13 protein-coding genes and 1 riboswitch are annotated in these 17,213 nt (G+C 59.8%); of the genes, 1 reads left to right on the top strand and 12 read right to left on the bottom strand.

The genetic code is table 11. The features are described 5' to 3' along the window. Positions 1-4: 4 nt before the first annotated feature. From C8D92_RS04415 to C8D92_RS04445, 7 genes are all read right to left on the bottom strand, one after another. Positions 5-1,543, bottom strand: coding sequence for an exosortase/archaeosortase family protein (locus C8D92_RS04415; RefSeq protein ID WP_165819230.1), 1,539 nt, complete (start codon positions 1,541-1,543; stop codon positions 5-7). A gap of 20 nt (positions 1,544-1,563) precedes the next feature. Further along, a complete protein-coding gene (locus C8D92_RS04420; RefSeq protein WP_116918532.1) occupies positions 1,564-2,418 on the bottom strand; it encodes an XrtA system polysaccharide deacetylase in 855 nt (284 codons plus the stop codon). A gap of 29 nt (positions 2,419-2,447) precedes the next feature. Then, positions 2,448-3,695, bottom strand: coding sequence for an outer membrane beta-barrel protein (locus C8D92_RS04425; RefSeq protein ID WP_165819231.1), 1,248 nt, complete (start codon positions 3,693-3,695; stop codon positions 2,448-2,450). A gap of 49 nt (positions 3,696-3,744) precedes the next feature. Beyond that, positions 3,745-4,653, bottom strand: coding sequence for a P-loop NTPase family protein (locus C8D92_RS04430; RefSeq protein WP_243402355.1), 909 nt, complete (start codon positions 4,651-4,653; stop codon positions 3,745-3,747). Next, complete coding sequence (locus C8D92_RS04435) at positions 4,653-6,176, bottom strand: XrtA system polysaccharide chain length determinant (protein WP_095609915.1); 1,524 nt, start codon at positions 6,174-6,176, stop codon at positions 4,653-4,655. Before C8D92_RS04435 ends, C8D92_RS04430 begins: the two co-directional genes overlap by 1 nt. Positions 6,177-6,306: 130 nt before the next feature. Then, the gene (locus C8D92_RS04440) at positions 6,307-6,951 is read right to left on the bottom strand and encodes an XrtA/PEP-CTERM system exopolysaccharide export protein (protein ID WP_095609916.1); all 645 of its coding nucleotides are present in this window, start codon (positions 6,949-6,951) and stop codon (positions 6,307-6,309) included. Between the two features lie 9 nt (positions 6,952-6,960). Then, on the bottom strand, positions 6,961-8,373 hold the full coding sequence (locus tag C8D92_RS04445) for a TIGR03013 family XrtA/PEP-CTERM system glycosyltransferase (protein WP_116918534.1): 1,413 nt from the start codon (positions 8,371-8,373) through the stop codon (positions 6,961-6,963). A gap of 342 nt (positions 8,374-8,715) precedes the next feature. Continuing rightward, a riboswitch (cyclic di-GMP riboswitch) is annotated at positions 8,716-8,797 on the top strand. A 29-nt stretch (positions 8,798-8,826) separates the two neighbouring features. Here C8D92_RS04445 and C8D92_RS04450 point away from each other — a divergent pair. Next, positions 8,827-9,552, top strand: a complete 726-nt coding sequence (locus tag C8D92_RS04450; protein WP_116918535.1) for a PEP-CTERM sorting domain-containing protein — start codon at positions 8,827-8,829, stop codon at positions 9,550-9,552. A gap of 109 nt (positions 9,553-9,661) precedes the next feature. Here the strand turns inward: C8D92_RS04450 and prpD are convergent, their stop codons facing one another. The 5 genes from prpD to prpB all read right to left on the bottom strand — a co-directional run bounded on the left by prpD (position 9,662) and on the right by prpB (position 17,195). Next, positions 9,662-11,146: a 2-methylcitrate dehydratase gene (gene prpD, locus C8D92_RS04455; protein ID WP_116918536.1), complete on the bottom strand. Its 1,485-nt coding sequence runs from the start codon at positions 11,144-11,146 to the stop codon at positions 9,662-9,664. 127 nt (positions 11,147-11,273) lie between these two features. Further along, complete coding sequence (gene prpF, locus C8D92_RS04460) at positions 11,274-12,449, bottom strand: 2-methylaconitate cis-trans isomerase PrpF (RefSeq protein WP_116918537.1); 1,176 nt, start codon at positions 12,447-12,449, stop codon at positions 11,274-11,276. 16 nt (positions 12,450-12,465) lie between these two features. Beyond that, positions 12,466-15,063: a Fe/S-dependent 2-methylisocitrate dehydratase AcnD gene (acnD, locus tag C8D92_RS04465; RefSeq protein ID WP_116918538.1), complete on the bottom strand. Its 2,598-nt coding sequence runs from the start codon at positions 15,061-15,063 to the stop codon at positions 12,466-12,468. Positions 15,064-15,143: 80 nt separating this feature from the next. Continuing rightward, positions 15,144-16,268, bottom strand: a complete 1,125-nt coding sequence (gene prpC, locus C8D92_RS04470; protein WP_116918539.1) for a bifunctional 2-methylcitrate synthase/citrate synthase — start codon at positions 16,266-16,268, stop codon at positions 15,144-15,146. Positions 16,269-16,310: 42 nt separating this feature from the next. Further along, the gene (gene prpB / locus C8D92_RS04475; RefSeq protein ID WP_116918540.1) at positions 16,311-17,195 is read right to left on the bottom strand and encodes a methylisocitrate lyase; all 885 of its coding nucleotides are present in this window, start codon (positions 17,193-17,195) and stop codon (positions 16,311-16,313) included. Positions 17,196-17,213 lie beyond the last annotated feature (18 nt).

Consider the following 17,213-nt stretch of genomic DNA (forward strand, 5'->3'; position numbering starts at 1 on the left):
GACGTCAGCGGTACTGACGGTTGAGATAGTCCTCAACCCGCTCCCGGTATTGACTGGTGATATCTGCCAACGTGTCACGAACCGCACAGTCCGGACACGTCATCCCCAGAATCATCAACGATGCGTCCCGCCTGCCCTGGAAGAGCGCTGTCAGTTGTGCGACCTTGGCACCGAACTCCGTCGCTTCCCAGTGCCCGCCCACGAAATATCCGTATGAGAGATGGAGCCGTTTACCGGTCCCGTTGTCACGCAGGGTAACGCCGGAGAACGGTGCTCCCCCACTATTCAGCCGAAAGCGCTCGACGGGCGTAAACTGTTCCACATCGTACAGACGGTTGGACCATTGGATCACCTCAGCGCCCTGCCTCTGATGGTCATAGCTGTAGAGCCCCGCCAGTAACCGGGTCCGATCCGACGCGGAGCTGTCCGCTCCTCGGAGGCGCGCCAGGGTCAGCAGCGATCGTGCGTCGGGATTGGACATGACCGGGCGCCACCCCATCAGGTTGGATTGATAGAGAGGTACCCATCCCTCCTGTTTCAGGAGCCCCTTGTCGTGAGTCCGTGCCGTCATCGCCTGCGCCGATTGCCAGGGCTCACCAGTGACCAGTTCCGCTGCCACGACCAGTGCAACTGTCACGACCCAGCCCCCCCAGAGCCGCGCCGGCGCGGCTCGATAAGCCATCGCCCGGTGCGGCGCCCCGTGAGTGCCGTCGTTCTGCTCGAGCCAACGCACCACGAGAAACACCGGAACCAGCGCCACTGCAAATACCACCCAGCCAAACGTGGCGTGGTTTCTGACGAGCGGGGACGCCATCTCAGACTCATGCCCCACGTATATGATCACCGACACGCGGACCCAGTTGGCCAGCAGTGACATCAGTAGGGCCATGACCACGATCAGCGCCCGTCTTGGCCACCGCAGCCCCAGAACTTCCCCATACAGGAAAGCGATGGTCAGACCCACCAGGAAGTAGTTGAGCCCGGAACAACCGCGGGCCACTTCGAAGGCCCCGATCCCGGGCAGGGTCACGAACAACCCCTCGACGACCGCATGTATATCAATGGCGGACAGGGCGAATTCGGTGACCGCCGTCGTCAGAAACTGCAGCGGAAGCCGAAGCGCCTCCCAGACCGGGAAGGCAAAGAACAGGACACCAACCGGCACCAGAAACCAGCGCGCCTGACGCCAGCCCCAGAATAAGGCCAGGGACAGCCAGAGGAGCGGAACGACCATCAGCTGCTGAAAGGCCTGTACCACCAGCAGGTCGCCGCCAACGTAGATCAACAACCCCGCGGCAAACGGGCCCAACCATCCGGGGTAAAAGTCCGATTGCGGCCTAATTCGTCGATACTGGCGTGCGCACAGGGCCACCGACACCGCCAGCAATAGCAAGCCCTGGGAGTAGGCCTGCTCGAAGACGAGCCAGCGCCCAACCACGTTTTCCACCGTCGACCAGGCCAGGCACAGGACAGTCGCCATGACCAGGAACGGTGCCATCGCGCCGGCCACACTGATCATGGGCGATTCGCCTGAATCACTCACACCGGTTGCCTCTTGAGGATTCATGTCGTCAGGAGCTGCTTTTCATTCAGGACGTCCTCCACCGCTGTAAACCGGAACCGTTTTATGAGCCGACGCAGCCGGTATTCGCATTTGTCGAGATTGTTGTAGTGACGGAATCGCGACAACGCACTCACATCAAAGCGGGGCTGACCCGGGTCGATTTCCCAGGGGTGGAGATAGAAGATAAACGGCTCGCCTTCCCGATTGACCCGGCCAAGGCCCCACTGGGAGAACCAGTACGGGAACAGGCGAAAGTACCCACCTCCGGCGATTGGCAGTGTCACGCCGGGCAGCTTGAGGGTCGTCAGGGGGAATTCCACCAGCGAATACCCTTTGTCCGTCTCCAGGCGGTGCGGCCAGCGTGGGGTTCCCGGCATGCCGTACCGATCATGACGAACCGGGAAAATCGAGGAGTCCCAGACAAACCCCTCCTCGGCCAGGATATCAAGCGCCCAGCGGGACTCGTTGGTAATGGAGTAACTCGCCGCCCGGTACCCGGTCACCGGCGCCCCGGTAATCTCTTCCAGCAACCCCTTGGACCGTCTCGTTTCCTCGCGAAAGGTGTCTGGCGTCTGGTTGTAGACAAGCTGATGGCTGTAGCCATGACTGGCAATTTCATGACCGGCGCGATGAATGCGCCGGACAAGGTCCGGTGATTTGTCCGCGACCCACCCAAGTGTAAAGAAGGTACCGCGCGTATTGTGTTCGTCCAGCAGGGACAGCAGATGGTCGGTGTTGCGTTCGACACGGTATTCCATCGACGACCAGTCATCACGGGAAATGGCTTCGGCCAACGCGGCCACCTGGAAGTAGTCCTCCACGTCGATGGTCAGGGCATTCGTGATTGTTTCCATGGCTGGTTGGCCTTCCCCGTAATCGGTTCCTACTGGAACTGGTAATTGAGACTGACGGATGCCCAGTTTTCCGTGTATTCACGACTTCTCACGTCACTGAAGCGCCGCTCACGACCCACATAGGACGACACACGAAGCGCCCTGGTGACATGCCAGACCAGACCCGCCTCAGCGTTGGCGACCTGGTCTTCCGTCTCGTTGATCGCATACCGGATGACCCGATAGCGCCCCTCTGTCGACAACGTCAGCAGCGGGGTGATCGGTCGAGTGTAGCGCAAGACGCCATAGCCAGACTCTTCCTGAGTCGCAGAACCGATGTAGTCCGACCGGCTTCCCCCGACAGTCAGCCCCAGAGTCCCGCCATCGCTGAACCCGGTCTGAGCGCCGGCCTCCAGAGCCGTCACCTCCACTGTGTTTGTTTCCTGGACATCAAAGCTGAAGTCGCCAAACGCCAGGTCAAACCCGGACGTCTGGTCGGTAATCTCCCGGTTCAGATTCAGGAAAGCGGATGTGGACGAGTTGACCTGGCGGTCCAGGCGCAGATCGCCCACCGTTCCCGTGGTACTGATATCGATATTACGGAACCGGGTTTCCTGGCGCGTGACGCCGTAAGATCCCGAAATCGATGTGGCCTGATACTCACGGGAGAAAAAGACCGTACCGGTTGCCGAGTCCACTTCCTCCCCTGAATCATACTCGACCCGCTCGCCGCTTGCCTGAAGGCCGCCGGAAAGACGCGGACTGAACAGGTGCGTCCAGGCCGTGGAGGCGCTGATACGGTCACTGTCGTCCTGCTCCCGGTCATCGAACGTTGTGTTCTGGTAACGACTGCTTAACCGCCAGGTGTCGCGGGGGCCGAGCCTGAACTGGTAGTCGGGGCCTGTCCGAACGGTATTGCGTCGGCTCGTGTTATCCGGGCGCGCCGGACGTGTGGAACGGCGTCGCACATCCCGTAGGCTGTCTGTCACGTGCCAGGACAACCGATCAGTGAGCTGACACTGCCCCGTGGCATCCGCCTGGGTATAAAGCGTCGAATCAAACGTGTCCTCCAGGAACACCCCGTAACCAATATCTGCTCCCAGAGTCGTTTCGCATCGCCCCGGCTGGGCTTGATGTTCGATCGTGATGTTCGCCCGGGTCTCAAGATCGGACTGCGGGTTATCGCGGGACGCAGTCATGTTGTCGCTGTAGCGACTGGTGAGACCCACGCCGACCTGGACCGGGTCCGCCATCGCGGCACCCGATCCAAGGATGGCGGCCCCCAGGCTCGCACTCATTACCCCCCTGGCGAGAGCACGGCACGGAATCACGCAATAAAGAATCCCTTCAGCCATTGATGATGGCACCCGCAAATTTCTCCCGTTGGAACGCGCCCGCCGCCTGTTCGACCACCGAGGGCGTGACACGCCCATGGGGCACGACCAGCAGCGAGTAGTCACAGAGCTCAGCCAGAATCCGTGCATCCGGCGATTCACCGACAGACGCTGTGTCGAGAATAATGAATCGATCCGGGTAACGGCGGCGAACCGCCTGCATGAACTGACGCATCCGGAAAGAGGTGAAGAATTCGCCGGGCGACTCCCGCCGGCTACCAGCCGGAATCAGGCGAAGCCGCGGGATGCCCGTGGGATAGATGATCCGGGCGATATCATACTCGGGCTCTTCCAGAAAATCCGTCAGTCCGGCCTCTGGCGCCATGTCCAGAGCGGTATGCAACGACGGTTCCCGCAGGTTGCAGTCGATAAGCAATGCGGTCTTGGACTCATCGAATGCAAACGCGGCGGCCAGATTCATGGCAATGTAAGAGGCACCGGCGCCCTCGGTTGCGCCGGTCACCACCAGCGCAAAATTCCGGTGCCCGGACATTTCGAGCAGCTTGGTCCGGAGATTACGGAATCGGTTCACCAGTTTCCGGTCCGGTGAATCCGGATAGATGATCCGTCTCTCTGCCAGATCGTCCGGCGTCAGATACCGGGGCTCCTGCATTTGACGGATCTGTTTGCTGACCACGTAGCGATTGACGGCACCCGGTTCCATCGCGCTTGGAACCAGCATGTTGGAACTGTCCAACTGGTCAACGGACGAATGGCCGCCCCCCTGGGCATCGCCTGTATTGGTCTGCTTTTCAGACTCGACCGGGGATTCCTCCCGGGGGCGTTCAGATCCCTGACGCTTAAAACGGTCTTCGAGTGTCTCGTCGCGCCCGGACGACCGGGACTCTCTGGATTCGGTCATTAAATGACTCCCAGCAGGACTGCTCCCGCTACTGCAATGTACGCGGCCGCCACCAGCAGACAGCAGAAGATGATTCCCACCGTCCGGCGGCGATCACGTCGCCGCTCAAATGGCGTTCGGACTTCCGGCACTTCACCAATCACCATCAGACCCAGCTCTTTCTCGAGCTGGGATCGGCCACGCACCCGGGGGTCGAGGTGAAGCAGACCACCAACGGCCCCGAACGGCGCGACAATCCCCAGAAGAAGCCCGGCGGCGGCGAAGTATGAGAACTTCAGTCCGGACGGGCCGAGGGGATACTGGGCGGACTCGTTGATGTCAAAATTCAGGCCCTGCCCCTCCACATCCAGGTGCATCGAAACACGGGCTTTCTCGCGGCGTTTAAGCAAATCATTGTAGATTTCCTTGTTCACTTCCATGTCGCGTGTCAGCTCAGAATATTCTGCCTTATTCTTCTGAATGCGCTTCATGCGCTCGCGCTGTTCCGCCAGCAGCTGATTCAGGGAATTGATTCGCGTATCGATGGCTTCAATGTTCGTTCGAGCATCGGAAAGTGACGCGCTCAGCTCCTGATAGAGAGGATTCATGACGTCCTCCCCTTCCGTCGACTGCGCCGTCGTGCCCTGCTCGGCCGCACTCTCACGCTGCTTCTTGAGCTCCGCGATCTGCTCTTTGAGAATCACGATGTCCGGATAGGAGTCGTGGTATTTCAGACGAAGCTGGTCCAACTGCTCCTGCATCGTCGTGATGCGCTGCTTGTAGGCATCCCGTGTTTTCTCCTGGCGCAGAGTCGGGCTGACCCCCTGCAACTGGCGCTCCAGAGACTGCACCCGGGTCTGGAGTTCCTGTCGCTCGAGGCGGGCCAGCTCCAGCTTGCCCCTCAAGCTGGCGATCTTCTTGTTGGCCTCTTCCTCAGTGCCATCGACGTTTGTCGAGAGAAATTCCTTGAGGCGGGCCTCGGACTGCTCGAGTTCCCGCTCGTAGCTCTTCACCTGTTTGTCGATGAAATCGTACGCGTTGCGGCTTTCCTCTCTTTTTCTCTCCGCCGATTCCGCGATAAACGCCTGACCAAGGCGTTGAGCAAGACGGAAGGAACGCTCGGCAGACGTTGACTCATAGCCGATCCCGAAATAACTGTCGCCGCGCGTGCGAACGAACAGGTTCGAGCGCATGCGATTGAGGCGCTCCTCGAACTCGCGCTTGGTGAGCGTTGCCGTTTCAGGCCCGAAGATACTGGCATCCCGCGCAATCGGCTCCAGAACCTTTCGACTCCACAGCAGCTCTTCTGCAGCCGACGCCCGCTGATTGATCTCCGTCGTCACGGCACTGCCCTGCATCAACGGCCGAATGATGTTCTGGTCATCCACATAAATGACGACTTCGGATTGATACTGGTAGGGATAGAGAAACCCGACGCCGAGCACACCAAAGCTGACGGCCGCGAATACGAGAAACGCGAGCCACTTGCGTGCACGGATCTCACGGAGCACTTCAAAGGGTAGTTGCGTTAATGGAAGCGCCATACATTCCAGCCTGTACTGCCCGATCCTTGACCCGGCGACTCCTGCCGGGCACTTGTTCCACACGACGGCCGCCCCGAAGGGGCGTTCACATCGTCACGACTGCGCCAGACCCATCATTCGGGGTATCCCATCAGAAACTCCGTTCCGGCACGGTGAGGATGTCACCGGGCTGAAGCGCATAATTGGTCTCGATGTCCCCTTTGTTCAGGATATCGTCCAGTTTGACGGGAATGGCCACGACCTCACCGTCCAATGGACGGTACAGCATGGCATCGTTCAGGGCGGCAAATGATGTCGCTCCACCGCTGCTCAATACCATGTCGAGCACCGTCATTCCCTCGCGATGGGCGACGGACGTCGGTTGCTGAACGGCACCGGTCACACGGACGCGATCGGTGAATTCATGACTGCCCATCCCCGTGACGACCACACTCACCTGGGGCTCCCGGATGTACTGTTCCAGATCATCCTCAATGCTGGCCGCCAGGGCCTCCGGACGCTCGCCACTGGCCTGAACATCCCCGACCAGTGGCACGGAAATCCTGCCGTCCGGCCGGACGGGCACCGATACGCTCAGATCCGGGTTGCGCCAGACCGACACCTGAACCACATCGGTCGGACCGAGGATGTAGTCGTCAGGCTGGCCCGCCTGCGCATTCAGCGCCTTACGAATCTTTTCCGGAGACGATGCTGGCTGAGATGCGCAGCCTGACAGCATCAGGGTTAACAGGGCGGCAAAAGCTAGGGTAACTGGGGCAAGTAACGTCCGTGACATGGTGCTTCCTCAACGGGATCCTTTTCTGAATAGTATCACTTCGACTGTCTGAATTATAATCAACAGATCAAGCAGGAGGCTGTGATTCTTGATGTAGTAAAGGTCATATCGTAGCTTTTCACGGGTATCTTCCTCGTTGTCGGCATAGGCAAAACAAAGCTGAGCCCAGCCGGTGATACCCGGCTTGACCCGGTGACGCTCGTTGTACAGCGGAATGGACTCCACCAGTTGATCCACAAACATGGGTCGCTCCGGCCGGGGCCCGACAAACGCCATGTCGCCAGTCAACACATTAAAGATCTGCGGCAACTCGTCAATACGAAGGCGACGGATCACGTCGCCGACCCGGGTAATTCGGGTATCGTTCTGCTGAGCCCAGACCGCACCGTCCTTTTCGGCGTCAGTTCGCATCGAGCGGAACTTGTGGACCCTGAAAACGCGGCCGTTGAGCCCGACCCGCTCCTGGCTGTAGAACACGGGTGCCCGCCAGCCGTCCTCCAGCTTGATCGCAAGCGCTGTCAGCAGCATCACGGGCGATGTCAGCACCAACAGCATGAATGATGCCAGCAGATCCAGCCCCCGCTTGCTGCCCCCCTGAACCGACGACACCGAGAACCCCGGAGAAAAGACCAGCCACCCCTTGGAAATCATCTCGAGAGCGACTTTCCGGGACTCGCGCTCATAGAAAGTGGCTGCGTCGACGATTTTGACGCCCTCCATTTTGCACTCGAGGAGGTCTTCCATTGGCAACCCCCGCCGCCGGTCGTCGACACCAACCACGATTTCCCGTACCGGATGCCTGAGAATATACCGATGCAGGGTATGGTGGAGATGAATCAGCTTTTCTCCCGATACTTCGACCGCCTCATCCGGCATGGGGACAAACCCGACGAGATGGAATCCCTTGCGATTGAACGGGGTCGTCAGATCTTCAAGAAGCTGGCGCGCCCGCCAACCGGCCCCGAGAACCAACACCTTCCGTTTGAATGCATCGTCACCGGCGAGGCGGAAGAAAACGCTGCGAACAATACCGAGCATGAAGAACCCGAACACCGACGCGGTTGTCACCACGCCCTCACCGCCGAGGTACCACAGCCAGTCCTCAAACAACAGGAAGGCACTGAATGACAGCGGCAGACTGAGAATCAGGGCCATGATCGTCCGCAGCATCATGCCCGAGAGACCTTCTTCAATCCGCGCCTGGTGGACACCCAGCGCAATCATCACAATGATGTTGAATGTGCCGAACACCAGCGCAGATGGCCAGACGTACTGGAAGTGCTCAGCGAAAAAAGGAAAGTCGCCAAAATAGCGAAAGAAGGCGCTCAGACAGAACACGCCAAACAGGATTCCCAGGTCCAGAATCCCAAGGATGAAGAACGGAAGGTGAATGTAGTGACGGAAAATACGGACGTGGGCCACCCCGACTCCTTTCTGTTGCTCAGACCAACCGCGTCTTTACAGCCAAACGAATGCGTCCAATGCGCCGAATCATGATTCGCGGGCGAAAAGTGTACTACGTCAGCTTGGTTTATCAATTACTTTGTCAACGTCCGGCCCTCTTTCTCTTCGAGTGACAGCCTGCTTTACACCTTCCACAGGAACTGTGGCGCAATTTTCGCCATTCAGCGTCGATTTACTTTACATTGCTAGTGAGCCCCCACCAGAAACAACCAAAAATCAGGGGCATAAAACCCGGCACGGAAACTGCTAATAGAAAAAAAGCACGTTCAACGAACCCCGTTGACGCTGTGTTGAAGTTTTCAGGGAAAGGGCCAAACCGGCTGCGAGGCCGGGACGGAAAGCCAGGGGTCTCAGGAGGGCCTGAGACAGCCCGGTTGCAAGCCCCGAAGCATAATATCAGGGAGATACGAAATGACTTTTAAAAAAGCAATCCTTGCCTCATCGCTGTTCGCGTTCTCGGCCGGGGCGTACGCGGTCCCAGATCTGGGAACAGTCCTTGACGGATCGCCGTATGACGATGCGTCACTGGACGGCGTCACTGACACCGGTGCGGAAACGCTGACTCTGACCGACACGGACGGCAATACAGATGCCGCAACAGCTGCCCTGTTGTTTGAGCTCGCGGGGTATGCCCCGAACAATGAGTTCGGCATTTACGGTTATACTCTGGATGGCGGTGGCAATGCGGTTCTGGGTGACATGCTGAAACTGTTCGACGGAAGCGACGACGACAGCCTGCCCAGCGAGACAACAACGGTTGATTTTGATCTCGTGAACGGCACTGCGACCGCCAATGGCGTGACAGAGGATATCGGTGCGCAGTTCGGCGTCTATCTCAAGAACACCGTTAACGATGGCGGTTTCACTTGGTATAGCCACTCCGAACTCAACACCGACGGATACGACCACTCACTCATTTTCGACACACTGGGTGATGGCGTTCAGGATGAGGTTGGCGGCGCCAATGTTGTTGTCGCATTTGAGGATCTGTGTGACACAGACTGCCAAAACGATGGCGATTTCAACGACATGGTAGTTGGCATTGACGACGTACTGCCAGTTCCGGAGCCAGGCACCATTGCCCTGCTTGGCCTTGGTCTCGCCGGAATGGGTGTGGCACGTCGCCGCAAGGCGTGATGAACGGTTGACTGACAGCCGCTTAACAAAAAAGGCGGGCCGATTCGGCCCGCCTTTTTTGTGCCTGGAAGAACCACCAACCCTTGGCTGGTGGTTTCCATGGCCTTTCTCAGATCACAAACAGGTCCACAAACTCGTGGACCGGCGTGTTGTCAAGGGTCTTCTGATCCTTGCACAGGTCGAAGATACGATCACACTGCTGCCCCGGGAATCGGGTCGCGAGGTTGTTGCGGAACTTCTGCTCCAGCAGCGGAATGCCCTCTTCGCGCCGACGCCGGTGACCGATCGGGTATTCGACCGCCACATTCTCCGTCTTGCTGCCGTCCTTAAAGAACACCTGGATGGCATTGGCAATGGAACGCTTGTCCTGCTCCAGGTACTCACGGGTATAGCGCTCGTCTTCGACGATCTCCATCTTGTCCCGGATCTCGTCAATGATCGGGTTGGCTTCGTGGAAGCTGTCCTCGTAGTGCTCCGCCTGCAAGCCGCCGAAGATCAACGGAACGGCTGCCATATACTGCAGGCAGTGATCCCGGTCGGCCGCGTTGGCGAGCTTGCCAACCTTGGAGATGATCCGGATCGCCGACTCGTGAGTCGTGATGACGATTTTATCGATCTCGTCCAGACGGTCCTTGACCTCCCCATGCAGCTTCACGGCCGCCTCAGCAGCGGTCTGCGCATGGAATTCCGCGGGGAAAGAGATCTTGAACAGAACGTTTTCCATTACGTAAGAGCCGTACGACTGCGGCAGTGAGAACTGGCGCTTGTCTTCCGGCTTCAGGGCCTGGTCCTTATTGGTCTTGCTGAACAGGACATCGTAAAAGCCCCACTGCGGCGCGCTCAGCACACCCGGAATGCCCATTTCACCACGGATGGCAATGTCGGACAGGCGAACGGCGCGGGAAGTGGCATCACCCGCCGCCCAGGACTTCCGGGAGCCCGCGTTCGGCGCATGGCGGTAGGTCCGCAGCGACTGACCGTCCACCCAGGCGTGGGACAGCGCGGAGAGCAGCTGTTCACGATCCGCCCCCATCAGCTTCGCCGTGACGGCGGTGGAGGCGACCTTGACCAGTACAACATGGTCCAGACCAACGCGGTTAAAGGAGTTCTCCAGCGCCAGTACGCCCTGGATCTCGTGCGCCATGATCATGCCTTCCAGCACATCCCGCATGGTCAGCGGCTCTTTACCCTGCGCCACACGCTTCTGGGACAGGTGATCCGCCACCGCCAGGATGCCACCCAGGTTATCGGAAGGGTGCCCCCACTCGGCGGCCAGCCAGGTATCGTTGTAATCCAGCCAGCGGATAATGCAGCCAATGTCCCAGGCGGCCTTCACCGGATCGAGACGATAGGGTGTGCCGGGAACTCGCGCACCGTGAGGCACGGTGGTGCCTTCAACAATCGGGCCCAGGTGCTTGGTGCACTCCGGGAAGCGCAGCGCCAGCAGACCACAGCCCAGCGTGTCGATCAGGCAGTTTCGCGCGGTGTCGAATGCTTCATCACTGTCGATGTGATAATCCAGAACGTAGTCGGCAATGTCCTGAATCACCTGGTCATAATCCGGCCGTTCGTTGGTATCGACATTCTGACTCATCAGCCTTACCTCCTGAGGGATTGTCTCTCAAACGTATCAGCCACTCCCGCTGACGCATAGCGACAGCGGAAACAAAAAAGGGCCGCGAAACACCCCGCAGCCCCTTTAGAGTCCAGCCACACTCTGATCAGAAGGCATCCCCGGGAATACGAACCCAGCCCTCCATCAGAATGCGGGCACTTCGGCTCATGATGGCCTTGTCCACCACCCATTCGCCTTCCGATTGGGACGCTTTCGCGCCGACGCGCAAGATGCCGGACGGATGGCCGAATCGCACGTCGGTCCGGTCCCCGCCACCGGCGGCCTCATTCACGACGGTTCCGGGAATGGCCGCGGCGGCGCTGATGGCGACGGCAGCCGTGCCCATCATCGCATGGTGGAGTTTTCCCATGGACAGCGCTCGGACCAGTACGTCCACATCCGTTGCTTTCACCATCTTTCCACTGGACGCTTCATAGTCCGCCGGCGGCGCGACAAACGCCACCTTGGGCGTGTGCTGGCGGCCCGCCGCCTCCGAAACATCCTCGATCAGCCCCATCCGGACCGCCCCATGAGCGCGGATGGTCTCGAACATCGACAGCGCCTGCTCGTCGTTGTTGATGTCATCCTGCAGCTCGGTACCGGTGTAGCCAACGGCTGCGGCATTAACGAAGATCGTGGGGATTCCGGCGTTGATCATGGTGGCCTGCAGCGTCCCGACGCCCGGCACCTCAAGCTCATCGACCACATTCCCGGTCGGGAAAATCGCACCATCGCCTGCCGGATCGACGAATTCAATCTGGACTTCCGCCGCTGGGAAGGTGACGCCGTCCAGTTCGAAATCGCCGGTTTCCTGAACGGCACCATCTGTCATCGGAATCCGCGCAATGATGGTCTTGCCGATGTTCGCCTGCCAGATGCGTACGGTCGCGGTGCCGTTCTCCGGCAACTGATCCGCATCGACCAGACCGCTGTTGATCGCAAAGGCACCAACCGCCGCGGACAGATTGCCGCAGTTGCCACTCCAGTCCACGAACGGCTTATCAATGCTGATCTGGCCAAACAGGTAATCCACATCGTGCTCCGGCCGATCACTTTTGGCCAGGATCACGGTTTTGCTGGTGCTCGAGGTTGCCCCGCCCATTCCGTCGGTCTGCTTGCCGTAGGGGTCCGGGCTGCCGATCACACGCTGGAGCAGCGCGTCCCTGGCATCACCCGGGCGTTGAGCCGCTTCCGGCAGGTCACTAAGGGCAAAAAACACCCCTTTGCTGGTCCCGCCACGCATGTAAGTGGCGGGTATCCGGATCTGAGGTACGTGCGTCATCGCATTATTCTCCCACTCAGGCCGTCGCGTCCGCTTCCATGAAGTCCTTGGCGAAGCGCTGAAGCACACCGCCGGCTTCATAGATGCTGCTTTCTTCCTGCGTGTCCAGTCGGCAGATGACCGGTACCGCCAGCTCTTCGCCGTTGCGACGACGGATCTTCAGGGTGAGTTGCCCCCCGGGGATCAGTTCGCCCTCGACGTCATAGATTTCGCTGCCGTCCAGCTCCAGGGTCTTACGGGTTGTGCCTTCTTCGAACTGGAGCGGCAGTACACCCATGCCAATCAGATTGGTCCGGTGGATGCGTTCAAAGCCTTCTGCAACAATCGCCTCCACGCCCGCCAGTCGGACGCCTTTCGCCGCCCAGTCACGGGAGGACCCCTGACCGTAGTCAGCACCGGCCACAATAATGAGCGGCTGCTTGCGATCCATGTAGGTCTCGATCGCCTCCCACATCCGGATTTCCTGGCCTTCCGGCTCCAGGCGCGTCAGCGATCCCTGTTTGATGTCGCCGTTCTCGTCCCGAACCATCTCGTTCAGAAGCTTCGGGTTGGCGAAGGTGGCGCGCTGAGCCGTCAGGTGATCGCCCCGGTGCGTGGCGTAGGAATTGAAGTCTTCTTCCGGCAGCCCCATTTTCGCCAGGTACTCGCCAGCGGCGCTGGTCGGCAGGATGGCATTCGACGGTGACAGGTGATCCGTCGTGATGTTGTCGCCCAACACCGCCAGCGGGCGCATGCCCTGCAGCGTCGGCTTGTGGGCCAGCGCCCCTTCCCAGTATGGCGGACGACGAATATAGGTACTCTGCGGACGCCACTCATAGAGTGGGTCGGCCATCGCCTCACCCTTGTTGGTCATGTCGAACATCGGGATATACACGTCACGGAACTGCTCGGGCTTGACGCTCTCGTTCACGATGTCATCGATTTCCTCATCACTCGGCCACAGATCCTTCAGCGTGACAGGATTGCCATCCGGATCCGTGCCCAGAACGTCCTTCTCGATATCGAAGCGGATGGTGCCCGCAATCGCATAGGCCACCACCAGCGGCGGTGACGCCAGGAACGCCTGCTTGGCATAGGGGTGAATCCGGCCATCAAAGTTCCGGTTGCCGGACAGGACGGCCGTGGAGTAGAGATCCCGGTCCACCACCTCTTTCTGGATCTCCGGGTCGAGCGCACCGCTCATGCCGTTGCACGTGGTGCAGGCGAAAGCCACAACACCAAAACCGAGGTCTTCAAGCTCCGGCAGAAGCTCGGCCTCTTCAAGATACATCTTGACGGTTTTGGAACCCGGTGCGAGCGAGGACTTCACCCACGGCTTGCGGGTCAGCCCCTTGCGATTGGCGTTTCTCGCCAGCAGCCCCGCCGCGATCATGTTGCGCGGGTTACTGGTATTGGTGCAGCTGGTGATCGCCGCGATGATGACCGCGCCATCCGGCATCTTGCCCTCTTCCTGCTCCACCTTGCCGGCAATGCCGCGCTCGGCCAGCTCGGAGGTGGGCAGTTTGGCGTGGGGACGGGACGGGCCGGCCAGTGTCCGCGTCACTTTTGACAGGTCGAAGGTCAGTACCCGCTCGTACTCGGCGGTCTCGAGGTCGTCCGCCCAGAGCCCGGTTTCCTTCGCGTACTGCTCCACCAGGCGCACCTGATCGTCATCACGCCCCGTCAGCGTCAGGTAATCAATGGTCTGTTCGTCGATGTAGAACATCGCGGCCGTCGCCCCATACTCGGGCGTCATGTTGGAGATGGTCGCCCGGTCGCCCACGGTCAGTGCTCGGGCGCCTTCACCGAAGAACTCCAGATACGCACCAACGACCCGCTCTTCCCGCAGGAATTCGGTGATCGACAGAACGATGTCGGTCCCGGTAACTCCCGGCTGAGGCTTACCGACCAGCTCGACGCCCACGATGTCCGGCAGACGCATGTAGGAGGCGCGGCCCAGCATGACGCTTTCGGCCTCAAGACCACCCACGCCCACTGAGATCACGCCCAGCGCGTCGACCATCGGGGTATGACTGTCCGTTCCCACCAGCGTGTCCGGGAACGCGACACCGGCTCGGGCCTGCACCACCGGCGACATCTTCTCCAGGTTGATCTGGTGCATGATGCCGTTCCCCGGCGGAATCACATCCACATTCTCGAAGGCGGTTTTGGTCCAGTTGATGAAGTGGAAACGATCATCGTTGCGGCGCTCTTCAATCGCCCGGTTCTTCTCAAACGCGCCCTCCTCGTAGCCGGCGTGTTCGACGGCCAGCGAGTGGTCAACGATCAATTGTGTCGGCACCACCGGGTTTACCTTGGACGGATCGCCGCCTTTTTCGGCAATGGCATCGCGGAGCCCCGCCAGATCGACCAACGCGGTCTGCCCGAGAATGTCGTGGCAGACAACCCGCGCCGGGTACCAGGGGAAGTCCTGATCACGACGACGCTCAACGATCTGCTTCAGCGCGTCCGTCAGCGATTCCGGATCACACCGACGCACCAGGTTTTCGGCGAGCACGCGGGACGTGAATGGCAGGGTCTTGTAGGCGCCCGGTTGGATGTCTTCCACGGCCGCGCGGGTGTCAAAGTAGTCGAGATCCGTTCCGGGAAGGGATTTTCGATAATCGGTATTCATGGTTCAGGACTCAGTGAGGAGATTCGGTTCAACGGCGGAAAGGGAATCGAGGGGGCAGTCAGCCCCCTCGCGATCTGTCATCAGCGCTTGTCGATCGGCAGCCAGTCGCAATGCTCCGGGCCGGTGTAGTCGGCGCTCGGGCGGATGATGCGATTGTTCTCACGCTGCTCTTTCACGTGAGCGGTCCAGCCGGCGGTCCGTGACATGACGAAGATCGGCGTGAACAGCTCGGTCGGAATGCCCATGAAGTGATAGGCCGACGCGTGGAAGAAGTCCGCGTTCGGGAACAGCTTCTTCTCGCGCCACATGACCTCTTCCATGCGCTCGGAGACCGGATAGAGCACGGTATCGCCCACTTCCTCGGCCAGCTTCTTTGACCACTGCTTGATCAGCGCGTTGCGCGGATCGGAGTCGCGGTAGACGGCGTGACCGAAGCCCATGATCTTGTCCTTGCGCTCCAGCATGCCCAGCAGCCCCTGCTCGGCTTCGTCCGGACCCGCAAACTTCTCGATCAGCGCCATTGCTGCTTCATTCGCACCGCCGTGCAACGGACCGCGGAGAGACCCAATCGCACCCGTCACACAGCTGTGAATGTCCGACAGAGTGGACGCACAGACCCGAGCCGTGAACGTCGATGCGTTGAACTCATGCTCGGCATACAGAATCAGGGACACGTTCATGACCCGCTCGTGAAGCTCACTGGGGGTCTTGCCGTGGAGCAGCTCGAGAAAGTGGCCGCCAATGGAGTCGATGTCACTCTGGGTATCGATCCGGACGCCATCCTCGGCATAGCGGTACCAGTAACAGATGATGCTTGGGAAGACGGCCAGCATGCGATCGATCTTGTCATCCTGCTGGCTGAAATCGGTCTCTGTTTCCAGATTCCCCAGCATGGAACAGCCTGTGCGCATCACGTCCATCGGGTGCGCGTTGCGCGGAATCTGCTCCAGAACGGTCTTCACCGGATCCGGCAGGGTTCGCAGGCTCTGAAGCTTGCGCTTGTACTCGTCGAGCTCCTGTCGATTCGGCAGTTTGCCGCGCAGTAGCAGGTAGGCGATCTCTTCAAACTGGGCGTTTTCCGCCAGATCGGTGATGTCGTAGCCCCGGTAGGTCAGGCCGGTGCCTGACTGACCGACGGTACACAGTGCTGTGGTCCCGGCGACCTGACCGCGCAGGCCGGCGCCGCCGCTCTTCTGTTCCGCCATGAGCGCTCTCCTTCTATTCGTTAATCGTTATAAGCCCGTCTGTTAGGAACGACTTTTGAAAAGATCATCGAGTTTTTGCTCGAACTCGTGATAGTCCAGATAGTCGTACAGCTCCATCCGGGTCTGCATGTTGTCCACCTGCGAGGCCTGGCTGCCTTCTTCCAGAATGGTGCTGTACACCTGCTCCGCCGCCTTGTTCATCGCACGGAAGGCACTCAGCGGGTACAGAACAATACCGGCACCGGCCTGGGCAAGCTCTTCTTTGGTGAACAGCGGCGTTGAGCCGAACTCTGTAATGTTGGCCAGGATCGGCACATCCAGTGCGTCGGCAAACGCCCGGTAGTCGTCCAGATCTTTCACCGCTTCGGCGAAGATGCCATCGGCACCCGCCTCGACACAGGCTTTCGCCCGATCAATGGCGGCCTCAAGCCCTTCCTGCTGAAACGCATCGGTCCGGGCCATGATAAAGAAGTTCTCGTCCTGCCGCGCGTCCGCGCAGGCCCGGATGCGGTCGACCATCTCATCTTTCGAGACGATTTCCTTGTTGGGCCGATGACCACAACGCTTCTGGGCCACCTGGTCTTCGATATGGACGGCGGCCGCGCCCGCCCGTTCCATTTCCTGAATGGTCCGGCCAATATTGAAGGCACCGCCCCACCCCGTGTCGATATCCACGAGCAGCGGCAGCGACGAGGCCGCGGTGATCCGGCGTACGTCCTCGATGACGTCATTCATGGTGGTCATGCCCAGATCGGGCAGCCCGTAGGAGGCATTGGCCACACCACCACCAGAGAGATAAATGGCTTGATGACCGATCTTTTCGGCCATGATCGCCGAATAGGCATTGATCGTTCCGACAACCTGCAACGGCTGGTTCTGTTTGAGCGCCTCTCGGAACCGGGCACCCGGTGAGCGTGTTGTGGACATGGCGGTTCCCCTTCCTCT

The sequence above is a fragment of the Tamilnaduibacter salinus genome (assembly GCF_003096655.1).
Classification (GTDB): Bacteria; Pseudomonadota; Gammaproteobacteria; order Pseudomonadales; family Oleiphilaceae; genus Tamilnaduibacter; species Tamilnaduibacter salinus.

Excerpts from the sequence above, each read along its gene's own strand:
- C8D92_RS04420 (WP_116918532.1), bottom strand. The coding sequence starts at position 2,418 with ATGGAAACAATCACGAATGCCCTGACCATCGACGTGGAGGACTACTTC.
- C8D92_RS04425 (WP_165819231.1), bottom strand. The coding sequence starts at position 3,695 with ATGAGTGCGAGCCTGGGGGCCGCCATCCTTGGATCGGGTGCCGCGATG.
- C8D92_RS04430 (WP_243402355.1), bottom strand. The coding sequence starts at position 4,653 with ATGACCGAATCCAGAGAGTCCCGGTCGTCCGGGCGCGACGAGACACTC.
- C8D92_RS04435 (WP_095609915.1), bottom strand. The coding sequence starts at position 6,176 with ATGGCGCTTCCATTAACGCAACTACCCTTTGAAGTGCTCCGTGAGATC.
- C8D92_RS04440 (WP_095609916.1), bottom strand. The coding sequence starts at position 6,951 with ATGTCACGGACGTTACTTGCCCCAGTTACCCTAGCTTTTGCCGCCCTG.
- C8D92_RS04450 (WP_116918535.1), top strand. The coding sequence starts at position 8,827 with ATGACTTTTAAAAAAGCAATCCTTGCCTCATCGCTGTTCGCGTTCTCG.
- prpD (WP_116918536.1), bottom strand. The coding sequence starts at position 11,146 with ATGAGTCAGAATGTCGATACCAACGAACGGCCGGATTATGACCAGGTG.
- prpF (WP_116918537.1), bottom strand. The coding sequence starts at position 12,449 with ATGACGCACGTACCTCAGATCCGGATACCCGCCACTTACATGCGTGGC.
- acnD (WP_116918538.1), bottom strand. The coding sequence starts at position 15,063 with ATGAATACCGATTATCGAAAATCCCTTCCCGGAACGGATCTCGACTAC.
- prpC (WP_116918539.1), bottom strand. The coding sequence starts at position 16,268 with ATGGCGGAACAGAAGAGCGGCGGCGCCGGCCTGCGCGGTCAGGTCGCC.
- prpB (WP_116918540.1), bottom strand. The coding sequence starts at position 17,195 with ATGTCCACAACACGCTCACCGGGTGCCCGGTTCCGAGAGGCGCTCAAA.